The organism is Sulfitobacter sp. OXR-159, assembly GCF_034377145.1.
GTDB lineage: Bacteria > Pseudomonadota > Alphaproteobacteria > Rhodobacterales > Rhodobacteraceae > Sulfitobacter.
On sequence record NZ_CP139707.1, the window covers coordinates 3156836 to 3174985 of the forward strand.

13 protein-coding genes are annotated in these 18150 nt (G+C 57.0%); 6 read left to right on the plus strand and 7 right to left on the minus strand.

Annotated elements, in window-relative coordinates; all coding sequences use genetic code 11:
• Positions 1–142: 142 nt before the first annotated feature.
• From urtE to urtA, 5 genes are all read right to left on the minus strand, one after another.
• Complete coding sequence (gene urtE, locus T8A63_RS16210; protein WP_322344425.1) at positions 143–838, minus strand: urea ABC transporter ATP-binding subunit UrtE; 696 nt, start codon at positions 836–838, stop codon at positions 143–145.
• Positions 825–1580 (minus strand): urea ABC transporter ATP-binding protein UrtD, encoded by a 756-nt coding sequence (gene urtD / locus T8A63_RS16215; RefSeq protein ID WP_067623736.1) that lies wholly within the window; start codon positions 1578–1580, stop codon positions 825–827. The genes urtE and urtD overlap by 14 nt, the downstream gene beginning before the upstream one ends.
• Entirely contained in the window at positions 1577–2758 is a 1182-nt protein-coding gene (gene urtC / locus T8A63_RS16220; RefSeq protein WP_322344426.1) for an urea ABC transporter permease subunit UrtC, read from the minus strand. Before urtC ends, urtD begins: the two co-directional genes overlap by 4 nt.
• A 3-nt stretch (positions 2759–2761) precedes the next feature.
• Positions 2762–4690, minus strand: coding sequence for an urea ABC transporter permease subunit UrtB (gene urtB, locus T8A63_RS16225; RefSeq protein ID WP_322344427.1), 1929 nt, complete (start codon positions 4688–4690; stop codon positions 2762–2764).
• 78 nt (positions 4691–4768) lie between these two features.
• Positions 4769–6055: an urea ABC transporter substrate-binding protein gene (urtA, locus tag T8A63_RS16230; RefSeq protein WP_067624380.1), complete on the minus strand. Its 1287-nt coding sequence runs from the start codon at positions 6053–6055 to the stop codon at positions 4769–4771.
• Between the two features lie 643 nt (positions 6056–6698).
• Between urtA and T8A63_RS16235 the strand changes: the two genes are divergently transcribed.
• From T8A63_RS16235 to T8A63_RS16250, 4 genes are all read left to right on the plus strand, one after another.
• Entirely contained in the window at positions 6699–8411 is a 1713-nt protein-coding gene (locus tag T8A63_RS16235) for a bifunctional sulfate adenylyltransferase/adenylylsulfate kinase (protein WP_322344428.1), read from the plus strand.
• Between the two features lie 285 nt (positions 8412–8696).
• Positions 8697–9886 (plus strand): IS3 family transposase gene (locus T8A63_RS16240; RefSeq protein WP_322344429.1). Its coding sequence is split into 2 segments (ribosomal slippage): positions 8697–8949 and positions 8949–9886, totalling 1191 coding nucleotides; the frame shifts between segments, so codons are not numbered across the junction.
• Positions 9887–9893: 7 nt separating this feature from the next.
• Positions 9894–10733, plus strand: a complete 840-nt coding sequence (locus tag T8A63_RS16245; protein WP_322344430.1) for an IS110 family transposase — start codon at positions 9894–9896, stop codon at positions 10731–10733.
• A gap of 975 nt (positions 10734–11708) precedes the next feature.
• Positions 11709–12800, plus strand: a complete 1092-nt coding sequence (locus tag T8A63_RS16250) for an IS630 family transposase (RefSeq protein ID WP_067931132.1) — start codon at positions 11709–11711, stop codon at positions 12798–12800.
• Between the two features lie 12 nt (positions 12801–12812).
• Here T8A63_RS16250 and T8A63_RS16255 read toward each other — a convergent pair whose 3' ends face one another.
• The gene (locus T8A63_RS16255) at positions 12813–13832 is read right to left on the minus strand and encodes a hypothetical protein (protein ID WP_322344431.1); all 1020 of its coding nucleotides are present in this window, start codon (positions 13830–13832) and stop codon (positions 12813–12815) included.
• A gap of 156 nt (positions 13833–13988) precedes the next feature.
• Here T8A63_RS16255 and T8A63_RS16260 point away from each other — a divergent pair, with 156 nt between their 5' ends.
• Positions 13989–15344 (plus strand): IS1380-like element IS1247 family transposase, encoded by a 1356-nt coding sequence (locus T8A63_RS16260; RefSeq protein WP_006473457.1) that lies wholly within the window; start codon positions 13989–13991, stop codon positions 15342–15344.
• A gap of 227 nt (positions 15345–15571) precedes the next feature.
• On the opposite strand, the gene T8A63_RS16265 is transcribed toward T8A63_RS16260, so the two are convergent.
• The gene (locus T8A63_RS16265; RefSeq protein ID WP_322344432.1) at positions 15572–16951 is read right to left on the minus strand and encodes a DEAD/DEAH box helicase; all 1380 of its coding nucleotides are present in this window, start codon (positions 16949–16951) and stop codon (positions 15572–15574) included.
• 95 nt (positions 16952–17046) lie between these two features.
• Between T8A63_RS16265 and T8A63_RS16270 the strand changes: the two genes are divergently transcribed.
• Positions 17047–18138 (plus strand): IS630 family transposase, encoded by a 1092-nt coding sequence (locus T8A63_RS16270; protein ID WP_067931132.1) that lies wholly within the window; start codon positions 17047–17049, stop codon positions 18136–18138.
• The last annotated feature ends 12 nt before the right edge of the window (positions 18139–18150 follow it).

Consider the following 18150-nt stretch of genomic DNA (forward strand, 5'->3'; position numbering starts at 1 on the left):
GGCTATTTCAGGTTTCGCGCAGGTACACCGTTTGACGGTCGGGAAGTCAAGACTTTGCTGCCCCGCCGCGCCACAATAATAGAAGGGTTTTGCGCCTTGCGGGCAAGCCGGGCCTGCGCGCAAGACGGGCAACAGCGATCACTTATAGCGCAAGCGCGTCCAAGAGTTGCGCGCGTTGGGCTTCGGATTTTGGGATCGATTGGGTGATTTGTCCGCGCTGCATGACGTGGAAATGATCGGCATTGAGGTAGGCAAATTCGAAATTCTGCTCCACCAACACGATGGCCAATTCCCCCCGATCCCGCAGAAGGCGAATGGTGTGGCCGATCATCTGGATGATATTGGGCTGAATCCCTTCGGTCGGTTCATCCAACAGCAGCACCTTAGGGCGGGCAATAAGCGCCCGGGCAACGGAAAGCTGCTGTTGTTGCCCACCAGACAAGTCCCCCCCGCGCCGGGCCTTCATCTCAGCGAGGACCGGAAAAAGCTCAAAAATGTCATCCGGGATCTTATGCTCGGATTTGGGAAGGCAGGCAAAGCCCGTTTCGAGGTTCTCTTGAACGGTCATGAGCGGAAATATCTCGCGCCCCTGTGGCACATATCCGACGCCCGCTTTGGCCGACAGGGCCGCACGGCCCGGTTGCAATTCCTCACCATCAAGGCTGATCCGCCCGCCCGAAAAAGGATGCCGCCCGGCGATGGCTTTCAGCAGGCTGGTTTTGCCGACCCCATTGGTGCCCGTCACACAGGTCACCTGCCCCACGGGCGCGTTCAACGTGACCTCATGAAGTATCTGAGATTGCCCGTATTTCAGGTTTAGGTTCTCAATCTCCAGCATCGCTGCGCCCCAAATAAACGTCAATAACAGTCTGGTTGCTGGTGACATGATCCAGCGACCCTTCGGCCAGCACCGATCCTTCGTGCAACACGGTCACCTTGCAATTCAGCCGCCGCACAAACTCCATGTCGTGTTCCACCACGATAACGGCGCGGGTCTCGGCGGCTTTTTTCAGGATGTCTGTGGTGTGTTCGCGTTCATGCGCCGTCATGCCTGCGGCGGGCTCATCCACCAGCAGCAAGCGGGGTGATTGCGCAAGCAGCATCCCGATCTCCAGCCACTGCTTTTGCCCGTGGCTTAACTCTCCGGCAGGGCGGGAGAGATGGGCGGTCAGGTTGATCTCATCGGCGATCTTTTCAAGCCGCGCCGCCCCTTCCGAGGTCTTGCGGTGGAACAGCACCGAGAATGTACCACGCGGGTTCTTTAGCGCCATGGCAAGGTTTTCGCGCACGGTTTGCGCCTCAAACACTGTCGGCTTTTGAAACTTGCGCCCAATCCCAAGCATCGCGATCTGGCTTTCCGACATGCCAATAAGAGAGCGGCTGTCATCACCAAACAGAATATAGCCTTCATCCGGCTTTGTCTTGCCGGTGATGATGTCCATGAAGGTCGTCTTGCCCGCGCCATTGGGGCCGATCACCGCGCGCAATTCCGGCTCACCGATCTGTAGACTAAGGTTCTTGATCGCCTGAAACCCGTCAAAAGATTTCGAAATTCCGGACATTTCCAAAAGAGAACTCATGACTTGCGCACCAGTTTGTCAAAGAGGCCGCCGATGCCCTTGGGGGCAAACAGCGTGATAAGTACAAAGCTCAGGCCAAGCAGCACCAGCCACCAATCAACCCAGTGGATCGTATAGACCCCCAGATTGATGCTGGGCGCGCCGCCGCCCGTAAACCAACTGGACAAAAGTGAGACCACCGCCGCACCGATCACCGCACCGTAAAGCCGGCCACGCCCGCCGATGGCGACCCATACCGCGAGATAGATCGACGCGATGGGGGCGATTTCAGCCGGGTTGATGATGCCCGCTTGCGGGTAATAAAGCGCGCCGGCGATGCCTGCGACGATGGCGGTGATGGTGAAGACGAAGAGCTTATAGCTCTCTACATGGTAGCCCAGAAAACGAACGCGCGATTCATCGTCACGGATGGCTTGGATGACATTGCCCAGCTTGCTGTCGGTGATCCATGCGAAAAACAGATAGCCCAGAGCAAGCGCCAAGGCAGAGGCGAGGAAAAAGACGATGGAGACCACGTCTTGGCCGCTTTCGGCGAAGCCGGGGATGTTTTGCAGGCCCGACAGACCGTTGTTGCCACGCAAACCGCTGTCGTTCTGAAACAGGTAGAGCGCGAGCGCCAGTGTCATGGCTTGGGTCAGGATCGACAGGTAAACGCCGTTGACGCGGCTGCGGAATGCAAGCCAGCCAAAGACCAGCGCAAGGGCGCCGGGGATCAGCACGACGAAGGCCAATTGGATAAAAATGTTTTCCGCGAAAGCCCAGATCAACGGGAATTCCGATGAGCCGACGACACCGAAAATTTGGTTTCCGATGGCGTCTGAAATCTCTTGCGGGGTTGGCGGGATGACCTGACCTGCGAGGCTGTCCGCGACGATGTTTTCCGTACGCGCATACATGAGCCACATCCCGATGGCGTAGCCGCCGATCCCGAAAAAGGCGAAATGACCGAGGCTAAGGATGCCGCAATACCCCCAAACGACATCCATCGCGATGGCCACGAGGCAAAGACACAGGGCTTTGCCCAATGTCTTGACGAAGGAGGTTGAGACAAGACCGGTACCGGCGGCTTCGGACATCACCGTCACAAGGACTGTAAAGAGACCCAGTGCGGCAAGGAAGTAGAGAACCGAAGGATTGCGGCCGATGAAAGACCGTCGTTGGCTGTGCGTCTGGGTCATGGCTCAATCCGCCGCTGCCCGGCCTTTGGGGGCGACGATGCCCTTGGGCCGGAATTGAATGAACAGGATGATGAAAAGGATCATGTAGGTCTGTGCCGCCAGTGTGTTGGACGGGTTCAACCACTCGATCCCCTTTTGCAGGAAGCCAATCAGCCCCGCTCCGGCCAGCGTGCCGAATACCGATCCAACACCGCCCACTACGACGGTCATGAAGCTTTGCACGATATAGTTCGCGCCCATTTCAGAGGTGACCTGCGCATAAAGGCCGATGCCGACGCCCGCGACCCCGGCGATGCCGGACCCCAGCCCAAAGGTCATCATATTGATGCGGTCAGGGTTGATGCCCATTGAAGCCGCCATGCCCGGGTTTTGCGTCACCGCGCGCACCTCCAAACCAAGGCGCGTGCGCTTGAGGATATACAGCAGCAAAAATAGAAAGATCAGCGCCAGCACGAATATGGCAATGCGGATGTAACTGATTTGAACCACATCCGAGATTACGAGCGCGCCCCGAAGCCACTCAGGCGATGTCAGCGGGCGGGCCTGAGTGCCAAAGATATTCTTGGCGATTTGCTGCAAGGCGATCGAGATGCCGAAGGTCGCCAATAAGGTTTCAAGCGGGCGATGGTAGAGATGCCGGATCACCAGCCGCTCCATTGCGACACCCGCCCCAAAGGTAACGGCAAAGGCTAGCGGCAGCGCGATGAGCAGCGAGACCGTGTAGTCAGGGACGATGAGTTGCACGACATAGCCCGTATAGGCGCCCATCATGATAAACTCGCCATGGGCCATGTTGATGACCCCCATCTGCCCAAAGGTAATCGCCAGCCCAATCGCTGCGAGAAAATAAATCGAGGCCAGCGACAAACCGTCCAACGTCAAATCAAAGGTCTGCGCCCAGCCGACCTGCGTCTCAACCGCGTCAAGCGTGGTGCGGGCAGCGTCGGTAATCGCCCTGTCATCCTCTTCGTAGCGTTCATAGAAGACGGCATTCTGCAGGGCGGTGACGATATCATCCGGCGTTACCAACGGCGGGACGGTCCCCGCCTCGGCAAGCGCGCGATACGCATCCATCCGCCTGTCCGGGTCGTCCAGTTGCGCCAGAGGGATGCCGCCGACGCGGCCATCGACGATATTGGCTTCAAGGGCAGCACGAATATCACCGGGCGGCACGATTGCGGGGGCAAGATCGGCTTCGACCAGCGTCTCATAGCTCGCCGAAGGGGCCACCATGGGGTCAAGATTGCGGGCGATGTTACCCTCGGGCTGCTCTGCCGCAACGCCTGTCGTTACAGATAGAATTTGGCTCAGCACCGCGCGGGCTTCGAGAGAGGTGTCGGAAGACAGGCTTTCGATCGCACGAATGCGCGCCTCGGGGGCCGCTCCGAAGCGCGCGGTCAAGAAATTGCTCAGTTGCTGTTTGCGGGCGCGCAGGATGGGATCATTCTCCCCTTCGAGCGAGGCCAAGAGCGGGTCAAGCTGGCTGGCATCGCTGCGTCTCGCGATGCTTTCAAGGGCGGCGCTGCGGCGTTCGGGGTCGGGATCAGACAGTTGGAACTGCACCAATGCCGTGCCGATGACACGCCGCACACCGCCGTTGGGGCGCAGCTGGCTGAAACTGTCCGAAGAAGCCGTTGTCTCTTCGCCCGTATCAACGTCGCGCAGCGTGAGTGTATCGCCGGCTTCCTTCGCAAAGTAGAACAGGCCAGTTGCATCGTCTTGCCAGACGCTCCGCTCGGCCCATTGCTCCAGAAAAACAGGAACCTGCGGCAGGCCCGATGCCACCAGATCGTCCAGCAAAACGCCGACCGATTTGCGCGATGGCTTGGCCACCTCTTCGGCGTGGGTCTGCAAGACAGACTGAAGTTCCTGAGCGGATGCAAGACTGACGGATGTCAGCAAGCACATCAGGCTGAGCAGTATTCGAACCATGAGATATGGGGCTTTCGGACGGAAAGAGTGTTCAGAAAGAGCGTCGGGCGCGGTTGAGGACGCGCCCGACGGTTGGCGTTAGTAGTTCGAGGTCAACTGAACGCAGGTTTTGGTTTCGGTATTGTACATGCCGCACTCAAGTTCTTTCCAATCGGAGACCAGAACAGCCGATTCAGGCAGGAAGTCCGTCCATGCATCGCCGGGCACCTCTTCGGTCTGGCTGATGATGTCGAACTGGCCGTCAGAGGTGATTTCACCAATCAAGACAGGCTTGGCGAGGTGGTGATTGGGCAGCATGACAGCCGTCCCGCCGGTGAGGTTCGGGAATTCCTGCCCATACATCGCCGCACGCACCGCATCCACATCCGTGGTGCCCGCCTCGGTGACCGCATTCACCCACATGTTGAAGCCGATATAATGGGCTTCCATCGGGTCATTGGTCACGCGGTCTTCGCCCATCGCCTCTTTCCAAGCGGCGACCCATTCGTCGTTCGCATCGGATTCTGCGGATTGAAAGTAGTTCCACGCCGCGAGGTGGCCGACAAGGTCAGCGGTATCGAGGCCCGAAAGCTCTTCTTCCCCGACCGAAAATGCCACGACCGGGATGTCATCAGCCGAGATACCGGCAGCCGCCAACTCCTTGTAAAAGCCGATATTCGCGTCGCCGTTGATGGTCGAGATCACGCCCACCTGAGAGCCATCCGCCCCCAGTTCGACCACATCCGCCACAATGGTGGACCAGTCCGAATGCCCGAAGGGTGTATAGTTAACGAAGATGTTTTCCTTGGGGATGCCCTTGTCCAAAAGGTACTGTTCAAGGATATTGTTGGTGGTTCTGGGATAGACATAGTCTGTGCCGAGCAGAGCAAATTTCTCGACGCCCAGTTCCTCCAGGAAATAATCGGTCGCAGGGATCGCCTGCTGATTCGGGGCCGCGCCGGTATAGAACACGTTGCGCGAGCTTTCCTCGCCCTCATACTGAACCGGGTAGAACATCAGGCCGTTCAACTCTTCCAGAACAGGCAATGCGGATTTGCGCGAAACAGATGTCCAGGAGCCGAAGATGACATCCACCTCGGACACGGTCAGAAGCTCGCGCGCCTTTTCGGCGAACAAAGGCCAATCCGAGGCGGGATCCACGACAACGGCTTCGATTTCGCAATCCAACAGACCGCCCGCAGCGTTTTGTTGCGTGATCAAAAGCTCCATCGTGTCTTTCAACGTCGTCTCGGAAATGGCCATCGTGCCGGACAGAGAGTGCAGCACGCCAACCTTGATCGGGTCCTCGCATTCCGCGCTGGCGGCTGAACCTGCGATCAATAGGGCAGCGGTCGCAGTAAGTGTGCGTTTGGTGGAAAGTCTCATTTCGGTATCCCCGTTTGGTGTGCGGAAGAGCGGAGACGCAAGCATGCCAAAGGCCAAATGCATTTCCACACAGCGTTTATTATAGTTACGCACGGATGGCCCCCTTGCCGGACTTCTCCGTTCGCGACGCCCCGTAGCGGAGCCTCTACAGCCTCAGTTCAGAGGACCGAGCCAGCAAGCCCCGACCGCGGGGAAATTTCTGCACCGCAGAAAGGGTGCTGTATGATTGGGCAGTTGGCAGCCGAACTGTGAAATTTTGGGCAACTCGCGTATGGGGCGCGCGCTGTTTTGCGGTAGAAGCGGAATGTCGGATGGGGACGGCCCGTGTGACGTTGGTGCGGGAAGGCGTGAGGGGTAGACCACGATGGGCGGGAGGAATTGCCCATTCCAACGCAAGTGAGAGTACGCCCTGCAGGGCGTCAGAGGACTAAATCTATTGGATAGTCCAGTTGCGGGAGCGCGATTTGGGCGATGGCGTGAGGTGGAAAAATTGTGACCTCGTCACCCTAACTTTCGTGAATTTGAATGGGCAACAGGTAGGAAGTTTCAGGCTCAGAGCACTAAATCTATAGACATATCACGCGCATTGCAGCTATGGCGGCCCCATTCAAAGCACCTGCCAAGTTTAGAAAAAGTGATAGTTATGATGCCCAGCAACCTTGCGCCGATCCCCGAACTCTATGTCTCTTACGAGTCTTCGCAGAAACTCAAGATCGAAGCCGGCAATTTGGTGAGCCTTGATCTCACCCCGCGTCAGATCTGCGATCTGGAGCTTTTGATGAACGGCGGTTTCAACCCGCTCAAAGGTTTCCTGTCCGAGGAAGACTATGACGGCGTGGTCGAGAACATGCGGCTGGCCGATGGCAGCCTCTGGCCCATGCCGATCAACCTCGACGTCAGCGAAGCCTTCGCCGAAAAGCTGGAACTGGGTCAGGACATCGCCCTGCGCGACCAAGAGGGCGTGATCCTTGCGACCATGACCATCACCGACCGTTGGACCCCAAACAAGGCACGGGAGGCCGAGAAGGTCTTTGGCGCGGATGACGACGCGCATCCGGCGGTGAACTATCTGCACAACCAAGCGGGCAACGTCTATCTCGGCGGTCCGGTGACCGGCATCCAGCAGCCCGTGCACTATGATTTCCGTGCCCGTCGCGACACGCCTAACGAGCTGCGCGCCTATTTCCGCAAGCTGGGCTGGCGCCGCGTGGTGGCCTTCCAAACCCGCAACCCGCTGCACCGCGCGCACCAGGAACTCACCTTCCGTGCCGCCCGTGAGGCGCAGGCCAACCTGCTGATCCATCCGGTCGTCGGCATGACTAAACCGGGCGATGTCGATCACTTCACCCGCGTGCGCTGCTATGAGGCGGTGCTCGACAAATACCCTGCCGCCACCACCTCGATGAGCCTTTTGAACCTCGCCATGCGCATGGCTGGCCCGCGTGAGGCCGTCTGGCACGGGCTGATCCGCAAGAACCACGGCTGCACACATTTCATCGTGGGTCGCGACCACGCTGGCCCCGGCAAGAACTCCGCCGGTGAAGATTTCTATGGCCCCTATGACGCGCAGGACCTCTTCCGCGCGCATCAAGAGGAAATGGGCATCGAAATGGTCGATTTCAAACATATGGTCTGGGTGCAGGAACGCGCTCAATATGAGGCCATGGATGAAATCGAGGACAAAGACAGCGTCACCATCCTGAACATCTCGGGCACCGAGCTGCGCCGCCGCCTGCGCGAAGGGCTGGAAATCCCTGAGTGGTTCTCCTTCCCCGAGGTCGTCAAGGAACTGCGCCGCACCTCGCCGCCGCGCTCGAAGCAGGGCTTTACCGTCTTCTTCACCGGTTTCTCCGGCTCGGGCAAATCCACCATCGCCAACGCGCTGATGGTCAAGCTGATGGAGATGGGCGGTCGCCCTGTGACGCTCCTAGATGGCGATATCGTGCGGAAAAACCTCAGCTCGGAACTGGGCTTCTCGAAAGAGCACCGCGACCTGAACATCCGCCGCATCGGCTATGTTGCAAGCGAGATCACCAAGAACGGCGGCATCGCCATCTGCGCGCCCATCGCGCCCTATGCCACCACCCGCCGCGCGGTGCGTGAGGATGTGGAGAACTTCGGCGCCTTCGTTGAGGTCCATGTCGCGACCTCGATTGAGGAATGCGAGCGCCGCGACCGCAAGGGGCTCTACAAGCTGGCGCGCGAAGGCAAGATCAAGGAGTTCACAGGCATTTCCGACCCCTATGACGTACCGCAGAACGCCGAACTGGTGCTGGAGACCGAGAATGTTGAGGTCGACAACTGTGCCCATCAGGTGCTGCTGAAGCTTGAGAACATGGGGCTGATCGCGGATTAACCTCCCCCGTTTCAGTTCAACCGAAAACGCAACCCTCGGGGTTGCGTTTTGCGTTTCGGACAGTCGCTCTAAGTCTGAAATTCTCTACCTGTATCCGTGATCTTCATTGTGTCGGTCCAGCTCGTGCCGGTCCCGGGTAAGGATCTTCTCTGCGGTCTTGGCCCAATCAAAGCGAGGGACGTACGGAAGCTTCATTCCAATGGCTACCCGGCGAATCGCAATTGACCTGCCACGGGATTTTTCCTCCACCGTCGATTAGAGTCCGGCCCAACTTGAGGACGGACAATGAAGCGAACGAGATTCACGGACGAACAGATCATCGGCATCCTTGGCGAGCACGAAGCAGGCGCAAAATGCGCGGACTTGTGCCGCAAGCACGGCATGTCGGAAGGCACCTTTTATAACTGGAAGGCCAAATTCGGCGGCATGACGGTGTCTGAGGCCAAGCGGCTGAAGACGCTTGATGATGAGAACGCCAAGCTGAAGAAGCTGCTGGCCGAGCAGATGCTCGATCTGGCTGCAATGAAGGAACTGGTTTCAAAAAAGTGGTGACGCCTGCCGTGAAGCGCGAGGCGGTCGCGCATCTGAAGGCCCTTCTCGGGCTATCGGAACGGCGGGCGTGCCGGATTGCCGGGGCGGACCGCAAGATGGTCCGCTACCAGGCTAAGCGTGCGCCGGACACGGTTCTACGCGGTCGGTTGCGGGATCTGGCCAATGAGCGTCGACGGTTCGGTTATCGGCGGCTCTTCGTGCTGCTGCGCCGCGAGGGCGAGCCCTCGGGGATCAACCGGATCTATCGGCTTTACCGCGAGGAAGGGCTGGCGGTGCGCAAGCGAAAGGCCCGACGCAAGGCTGTCGGGACACGGGTGCCAATCTTGGTCGAAGCACGGCCGAACGCACGTTGGTCATTGGATTTCGTCCACGACCAATTCGCCAGCGGCCAGCGCTTCCGGGTGCTCAACGTGGTCGACGATGTCACCCGGGAGTGCTTAGCGGCAATCCCGGATACCTCGATTTCGGGACGGCGTGTGGCACGCGAGCTGACGGCATTGATCGAGCGGCGCGGAAAGCCTGGCATGATTGTCAGCGATAATGGGACCGAACTAACCAGTAACGCGATCCTGCGCTGGTGTTCCGAGCATCGGATCGAATGGCACTACATCGCGCCGGGCAAGCCCATGCAGAACGGCTTCGTCGAAAGCTTTAACGGGCGGATGCGCGACGAGCTACTTAACGAGACCATGTTCCGCAACCTGGCACATGCCCGCGTCGTGATCCCCGCATGGGCCACCGACTACAACACCGAACGCCCGCATTCGGCCTTGAATTACCAGACCCCGGCCGACTACGCGCGGACCCTGACCACCGCAATCGCCCGCCCCGATACGCGAGATGAAAGCTCCGCGTGTCGGGCGATTGCTCAACCTGCGCCAATCGGCGTAAACATCAATCGGGCTCAAGTCACAGCTGGATGAGAGTTCCGTGGCAGGTCAAAAAGGCTTCGAAGTCGTATGCATGGAAGCTCGGCAAGTAAGTGCCGCCTTATCTCCGATGCGAAACAAAACCGACAAGACAGATGCAAAGGGCATTGCCCAAATCCTACGAACAGGCTGGTTCAGTCCGGTCCATATGAAGGGCCGAGAAGCCCACGGGCTGAGGGCGCTATTGAGCACGCGAAAAGCTTTGCTCCAGAAGACAATGGATCTGGCCAACGAGGTTCGCGGTCTGCTGAAAATCTTCGGCGTACGATTGCCCCGAACAGTGAAACACGGATCTTTTGATGGCTTGGTACGGCCGATGATCGAGTTGGACGACGTCCTTGCGCATTCGATCATTCCATTGCTCGACGCGCGGGCGGCTTTGTTCCAACACTACCTCAAGCTGAATCGGCGCGTGAAACGTGCAGCGTCTCAAGACGAGGTTTGCATGCGCATGATGACCGTTCCAGGTGTTGGGCCAATTGCAGCACTGACATTCAAGGCGGCCGTTGATGATCCAAACCGCTTCAAGCGTTCGCGTACAGTTGCTGCGCACTTTGGCCTGACGCCAACGCGCTTTCAGTCAGGGGAGCACGACAATCCTGGCCGAATTTCAAAGGCAGGAGATCGAGATGTTCGTGCAACTCTTAATGCTGCTGCCAACGCATTGCTGATGCGAACGATGGCAGGGTCACAGATTAAATCATGGGGCATGCGATTGATGCGCACCAAAGGTCGCCGATGCGCAGTTGTTGCCGTCGCCCGCAAACTTGCTGTTCTACTCCACCGTATGTGGATCGACGGCAGTGAATTCCGTCAGGAACAAGTTGGAGGCACGGCATGAACAAGTAGCCTACCACCTAACCTGACGGGATCGTCCAATCCGGACGAGGTTCGTGGACGAAGCCGAAAATGTCCGCTGCGCAACTTGAAGCGCGCCGGAAAGCGGGGCTCTCCACTTTCAATCTGACACATGCATGCAGCGGCGCCATTTCGAACGCCAAACCAGACTGCGAAGAGAAGCGTGACCCGGACAAACGATCCTTGATCATTCAAAAGTAGGAAAACGAACTTGACCCAGACACCGAATTAGAGAAGCGGCCATTAGCTGCGGACTAAACGAATGTCCGGCCTTTTTTCTTCGATAAACACAGCCTCCTAGGGAAAATCAAATATGCCACGATCTCGACCCCTTAGCCAAGTTGTGATCAAGCGGCGTAGATCAGTTTCTTGACCCAACTTACGCAATGCTTCGACAGGCATATCTTCGGCAGGTAAAACGTCGTGCTCAAACGAGTCTATTCTGGGTCTATTCCTTCACTTACAAGATCAGACCCCATCTCTGCATCTTTAAGAAATTTTTGGATTCTGTTGTCGCCCTCATTACAAAGTCGCCGGCTCAGAAAATTATGTGTTCTTTCCAACGTGTCCATGTCGAAAGACATAGCCCCAAGGGGAGTTGGAAAGCCCAAGTTTAGCATTATCGGTGCGTGAACAGACACAGCCACTAAGATGCCGGGGATAAATAATATCTCAAGCTCTCTTGGAAGACTCTGAACCCTAATATCAATAGCAAAGTCAAATACATGGCGAAGATGGAGGGGATGACTCCCCGGAAAGAGACACAAGTTTGCGATATCTCGAATATTAACTGCACCTCCTGACGAGTCGGCTATTTTGGTTTTAATAAAATCATTAGTGCTTAGAGCGACGGAAGTTGCTGCCCAAGTCGGAATTTGCGGTCCAGCCCAAAAATAGTCTAGTGTTCTCCACCTGACAGGAGATTCCCATCGGCAACGTGATGTGCCATATTTGAGGCATGAGACGCCATGACATCTGCCTTTACCTTGGCCCCGCCGACCGTACTGAGCTTCAAGCCCTGATCAGCAACCGCAACACTGCGCGCAAGCTTGTCTGGCGGGCCGAGATCGTCCTGGCCACAGCGGACGGTCATGGCACGTTCGAGATTATGCGACGCGCGGGCACGTCGAAACCCACGGTCTGGCGCTGGCAGCAGCGGTATCTCGATGAGGGCGTGGCCGGTCTCAAGCGTGACAAGACGCGACCCTCGCGGGTGCCGCCTTTGCCCGTGGAAACAAGGCTGAAGGTGATCGCCAAGACGGTGCAGGAAACCCCGCCCAATGCAACGCACTGGAGCCGCGCGCTAATGGCCGAAGCCATGGGCATCTCGCCGTCGAGCGTCGGCCGCATCTGGGCAGAAGCTGGCTTGAAGCCGCATCTCACGAAGGGGTTCAAGGTCTCGAACGACCCAAAGTTCGAGGAGAAGGTCACCGATATCGTCGGGCTCTACCTCGACCCGCCAGACCGTGCCGTGGTGCTCTGCGTCGATGAGAAATCCCAGATCCAGGCGCTGGATCGCACCCAGCCCGGACTGCCGCTCAAGAAGGGCCGTGCCGCGACCGTAACGCACGATTACAAACGCCATGGCACGACCACGCTGTTTGCTGCGCTGGATGTGAAATCAGGCACCGTCATTGGCGATTGCATGCCACGCCATCGTGCGCAGGAGTTCCTGAAATTCCTCCGACAGATCGACAAGGCTGTGCCCACGCGGCGCGATGTGCATCTGGTGCTCGACAACTACGCCACCCACAAGACGCCTGAGGTAAAGGCCTGGCTCGAAAAGCATCCGCGCTTCAAGCTGCACTTCACGCCCACCAGCGCGTCATGGCTGAACCTGGTGGAGCGCTTCTTTGCCGAGATCACATCAAGGCGCATCCGGCGCGGCAGCTATTCCAGCGTCGATGATCTTGAGGCCGCGATCTACGACTATCTGGCCCACCACAACGAGAAGCCAAGGCCCTTCAAATGGACCAAAACCGCAGAGGATATCCTCACCCGGGAACGTCGCGCGCTGGACAAGCTCGATGAAACTCGCGGAAACAGGTAGGAAGTGTCAGACTCAGAGCACTAGCCTCTCACGCTTTAATGTTCGATTAAAGTTCCTGGCTCCGTATTCGATCACTTGACCGATGGCCCTTGAGTTCTTTTTCGTGAACAGCGAGCCAACCACTGGAACGGTCTTGCGGTTGACCCTTGGCGATGGATCCTGACCTGCCACTTCCCGCCAAAAACGCTCAACATTAAGTCCCCGCCGCGTGGAAAACCGATCTAAGTAATCAGGAAAAATCTCTGAGAGTATGTCATAGGCTTCATCTCCATCGCCAGTTCTCGAAAGAGTTTTCAACGTGTCGACAAACTTCGACACTTCCCGCTCAATTTCTAGTCTGTCCGCAATTTCATGGTCCGCCCTCCATTCACTTAAATCTGCCGTTACAATACTCGGAGAAGATATACTCGCCACAAGTGAGATCGGGATACTCTCTTGGAAACGATTTTCTGCTCTTACGTTGTCGACAGAATATAATGTCGCGGGTACTTCACCTTCACGACTACGAGATAGGCCCAATTCTCCAAAAAATCGTCTTAGGCTATTTACCTGAATCTCTTGTGCCACTCCCTTAGAAGCTGCTTCGTTTGAAATCGGTAATTCAGGTAACGATTTGACGCGGAGATTCTTCTGACTAGTAGGAGAAATAGACAAAAGGTCAAAAGATACCTTGTCAATCTTCTTTCGCACTGAGAACAGCCTTGGACCATCGATCGATTTTTCGAAGAGCTCCCGTCCGGCAATCGTAAGGTTTAATCTGCTATCTGCTTCGCTCACGAAGCCATGAACTGTCGCTTCATTAACGACGAAAGCGATCTCGTCGTCGTTGTAGCCAAAGAATGCAGACACTTGCCCTCTTTCAATACCCGGTGCTGAATGAATAATTCGAAGCAAAAACTCAAGAGTTGGCGAGAATTTCTCAGAACCGGCGACCTTGTATTCGACTAAAAAATGTCGGCAAGGTAAAGCTAATTCAATAGTTCCAACGACAATCTTATCCTCATCTACAGCCTCATTTTCTTCTCCCGTCAAGTGTTTTTCTTGGTAAGGGTTTTGGCTTACGGAAAGTATCTTTCTCTTGGACCGTTTCATACCCCACATTTCCCAAGTAAGGCGCTGATTTCGCTGTCCTGACCATTATATTTCCTATATAAAACATGGTGTTGAAGGCTGCGAGGGGCGCGTTTCATGGATCACCCAGAGGGTGCGGGCTTGCAACGGGCAGATCGGGTGGATTTCGACCCTCGCGTGCGGCTGGAATTTCGCGGCACGCAGCTCAGTTCCGACGGCGGCCTTCTGGTGATGCGCGAGCTTGATGACGCGCTCGGGTTGTCCGATTTGGCGTCAGCGGCGCTGCGCGATACTCGCTCTGGCAAGAACACGGTCCATCGGCTCGACGGCCTGTTCCGGCAATCAGTCTTTGGGCGGCTGGCCGGATACGAGGATGTCAACGACGCCAACCGTCTCGCCTGCGATCCGGTCATGCGCCAAGTTGTCGGCGGCAGAGCGGTCGATGCACAAGCGGCCTCGGCATCGCAGATGGGACGGTTCGAGACCGAGACGCTGGCTCTGGCCGGGAACCGTGCCGCGCTGGCCGACCTGAACGGGCAATGGATCGACCGGTTCCATGACCGTAACGGGCTGAAGTACATCGTTCTGGACATGGACAGCTCGGTCAGCCCGACCCATGGCGACCAGGAAGGGTCCGCCTGGAATGGCCATTTCGACTGTAGCTGCTATCACCCCAACTTTCTGTTCAACCAGTTCGGGATGCTGGAACGCTGCGCCCTGCGCCATGGCAACGTCCACAGCGCCGATGGCTGGCGTGATGTTCTCGACCCCGTCATTGCGCGCTACGCGGAGCGCGACCTTGGTGGCAGGTTCTTCCGGGCCGATGCTGCCTACGCGATCCCGGCGATCTATGAGCGATTGGAAGAAGCGCGGTTCTTCTACGCCATCCGGCTGCCCGCAAACGCGGTCCTCAAGGACAAGATCGCGCATCGGCTAACGCGCCCTGTCGGGCGGCCGTCACTGACCAAGGTCAAGCGGTTCTTCGAGGAATTCGAGTATCAGGCGGCGTCCTGGGACAAGGAACGCCGGGTGATCGCCAAGATCGAATGGCATCCGGGCGAACTGTTCCCGCGTGTCGGCTTCATCGTCACCAACCTGCCGATGGAGCCGGACTGGGTGGTGCGGTTCTACAACCAGCGCGGCACCGCCGAGCAGCACATCAAAGAGGGCAAATACGCCTTTCGCTGGACGCGGCTGTCGTGCCGGAAGTTCCGCGACAATGAGGTGCGGCTGCAACTGCACGCCCTGGCGTACAACCTGGCCACCTTCTTGCGCTGCATCGAGCTGCCCGAAGCCATGGCCGACTGGTCGTTGACCAGCCTGCAACTGAAGCTGATCAAGATCGGGGCACGTGTGGTCCGTCACGCCCGCACCATCACCTTCCAGCTGGCCGAGGTCGCTGTCACCGGCACGATGGTACGCGCCATCCTCGCCGCTATCCGCCGATTGCGAGCGCCACCGCTATGCGCATGATCGCGATCCACGCTCAAACTGAACGAAAGCGGCTGGACAGATCTGTCCGCTGCGCTGAAAAACGCCGCCCCTGGGCAAGGAAACAGCGGCTTCGCGGTCTGATCCGTCCAGATCCAGCAGTCTGCGCGACCGCAGGTGCCGCTTGCGGCAGAAAATCCTTGTCTAGCGATCGGATACAGGCGATCTTCACCTCAAACGACACGCCACCTGGGGAATGCAGGTCATACTCAACCCTCTTGCTCTACATTCCCGATGCTTCGGTCAATTAAGGTATCTGCGCTGATCACTGTTGCTCGGCCTTGCGAGGCCAGCTCTGAAAACTCTGATGCGGCGCTTGCAATTGGAGTCCCGGGGCGCCACGCATTCCTATTTCCTACGATAAACAATCGATCCATCGCGCGACTAAATGCAACATTAATTCTGTTTGGGGCAATCAAGAACCCTTCCCGTATAGATCGTTCTCCGTTCACAACTAAACCGTTTTTGTTGTTTCGAACCAATGAGAGTATGACGATTGGGTTCTCCTTACCTTGGTAGCTGTCTACGGTCCCCACCTTTAGACCTTTATTCAAATACCTACTGGCACACGACATATTCAATTTTCGCTTTAGGAGGTCGCGCTGTGCTGCGTACATGCAAATTACCCCAATTCCCGCTTCATAATCGGTTTGACTTTCGAGCCATCTGGCAACGGTATCGTCAGCAACCCACTTTTCGATGAGTCCTACGATGGCATCAGCTTCAGCTTCATTGACTTTACTGGAGCTTCCCTTTGGGCTGGTTTCATATCCCGCCTTCCCCAAGCTATCCGTCTCTACCCAAGCGACTTCATTCTCCAAGATCTTTTCAAGCACACTTGGTGGGAGCACTGGTTCGTGGCGTCCGGCCGAAAGGTTTAATCCAGGATAGAAAGTCTTAGAAACAATTTGATTGATTGCCGGTAACATTCTGTATTGGCGCTGCAAACTGAATCCACCAGTTTCGGCATATGGTGAACAAAACACCCGCTCGAAATCTGATACCAGTATATCGCTTCGCTTCAGCTTAAGTTCTCTAGAAACCCTTTCGACGACGGCTGGCTCGTGGTGAGGTTGAAGCTGAGCGTGGTCACCGACCATGACTGTCCATCGCGAGGCTTGAAGCGGCACGAGCAGTTCGCTAGCTGTACACCGCGCTGCCTCGTCAACAATAACAAGGTCAAAAGGCGTAGTGGTTAGCCCCAAAGAGCGACGACCTAGCCCTACGCAAGTTCCCGCGACTATCTGGCGCGTGCCTGCAAAGAAGGGTTCAAAACTTCTAGACACAGACGAGCTAGCTCCAATAAAATCCTTCGCAAGGCGTATGATTTCGCGTAGCTTTTCAATTTTGTCGTCCCCGAGACCAATAGGTCTGCAGTCTAACTTAATGATTTGAGAAACGACAGCGTTTGGAACTTCCAACATTTCGTTATCGTCTGTGCTAACTTCTCCTTCTGGAATAACCGATGCGATCTGTTGCTCCAGAGACATCAACAAATTATGCTTCCGCTTATTTGAGTCGTTGGGATCACGTGAAGCCATTGATAATCGTTCAATCGAACTCACCATATCGTTGATTGTGGTTTCCACCACGCAAATTTTGTCCGAGATATCTTCAGGAACTCCTAGTGTTCTCCACCTGACAGGAGATTCCCATCGGCAACGTGATGTGCCATATTTGAGGCATGAGACGCCATGACATCTGCCTTTACCTTGGCCCCGCCGACCGTACTGAGCTTCAAGCCCTGATCAGCAACCGCAACACTGCGCGCAAGCTTGTCTGGCGGGCCGAGATCGTCCTGGCCACAGCGGACGGTCATGGCACGTTCGAGATTATGCGACGCGCGGGCACGTCGAAACCCACGGTCTGGCGCTGGCAGCAGCGGTATCTCGATGAGGGCGTGGCCGGTCTCAAGCGTGACAAGACGCGACCCTCGCGGGTGCCGCCTTTGCCCGTGGAAACAAGGCTGAAGGTGATCGCCAAGACGGTGCAGGAAACCCCGCCCAATGCAACGCACTGGAGCCGCGCGCTAATGGCCGAAGCCATGGGCATCTCGCCGTCGAGCGTCGGCCGCATCTGGGCAGAAGCTGGCTTGAAGCCGCATCTCACGAAGGGGTTCAAGGTCTCGAACGACCCAAAGTTCGAGGAGAAGGTCACCGATATCGTCGGGCTCTACCTCGACCCGCCAGACCGTGCCGTGGTGCTCTGCGTCGATGAGAAATCCCAGATCCAGGCGCTGGATCGCACCCAGCCCGGACTGCCGCTCAAGAAGGGCCGTGCCGCGACCGTAACGCACGATTACAAACGCCATGGCACGACCACGCTGTTTGCTGCGCTGGATGTGAAATCAGGCACCGTCATTGGCGATTGCATGCCACGCCATCGTGCGCAGGAGTTCCTGAAATTCCTCCGACAGATCGACAAGGCTGTGCCCACGCGGCGCGATGTGCATCTGGTGCTCGACAACTACGCCACCCACAAGACGCCTGAGGTAAAGGCCTGGCTCGAAAAGCATCCGCGCTTCAAGCTGCACTTCACGCCCACCAGCGCGTCATGGCTGAACCTGGTGGAGCGCTTCTTTGCCGAGATCACATCAAGGCGCATCCGGCGCGGCAGCTATTCCAGCGTCGATGATCTTGAGGCCGCGATCTACGACTATCTGGCCCACCACAACGAGAAGCCAAGGCCCTTCAAATGGACCAAAACCGCAGAGGATATCCTCACCCGGGAACGTCGCGCGCTGGACAAGCTCGATGAAACTCGCGGAAACAGGTAGGAAGTGTCAGAC

What these genes read in the sequence shown, in the direction of transcription:
- urtE (WP_322344425.1), bottom strand. Translation starts at nt 838, where the DNA reads ATGCTGGAGATTGAGAACCTAAACCTGAAATACGGGCAATCTCAGATA.
- urtD (WP_067623736.1), bottom strand. Translation starts at nt 1,580, where the DNA reads ATGAGTTCTCTTTTGGAAATGTCCGGAATTTCGAAATCTTTTGACGGG.
- urtC (WP_322344426.1), bottom strand. Translation starts at nt 2,758, where the DNA reads ATGACCCAGACGCACAGCCAACGACGGTCTTTCATCGGCCGCAATCCT.
- urtB (WP_322344427.1), bottom strand. Translation starts at nt 4,690, where the DNA reads ATGGTTCGAATACTGCTCAGCCTGATGTGCTTGCTGACATCCGTCAGT.
- urtA (WP_067624380.1), bottom strand. Translation starts at nt 6,055, where the DNA reads ATGAGACTTTCCACCAAACGCACACTTACTGCGACCGCTGCCCTATTG.
- T8A63_RS16235 (WP_322344428.1), top strand. Translation starts at nt 6,699, where the DNA reads ATGATGCCCAGCAACCTTGCGCCGATCCCCGAACTCTATGTCTCTTAC.
- T8A63_RS16250 (WP_067931132.1), top strand. Translation starts at nt 11,709, where the DNA reads ATGAGACGCCATGACATCTGCCTTTACCTTGGCCCCGCCGACCGTACT.
- T8A63_RS16260 (WP_006473457.1), top strand. Translation starts at nt 13,989, where the DNA reads ATGGATCACCCAGAGGGTGCGGGCTTGCAACGGGCAGATCGGGTGGAT.
- T8A63_RS16270 (WP_067931132.1), top strand. Translation starts at nt 17,047, where the DNA reads ATGAGACGCCATGACATCTGCCTTTACCTTGGCCCCGCCGACCGTACT.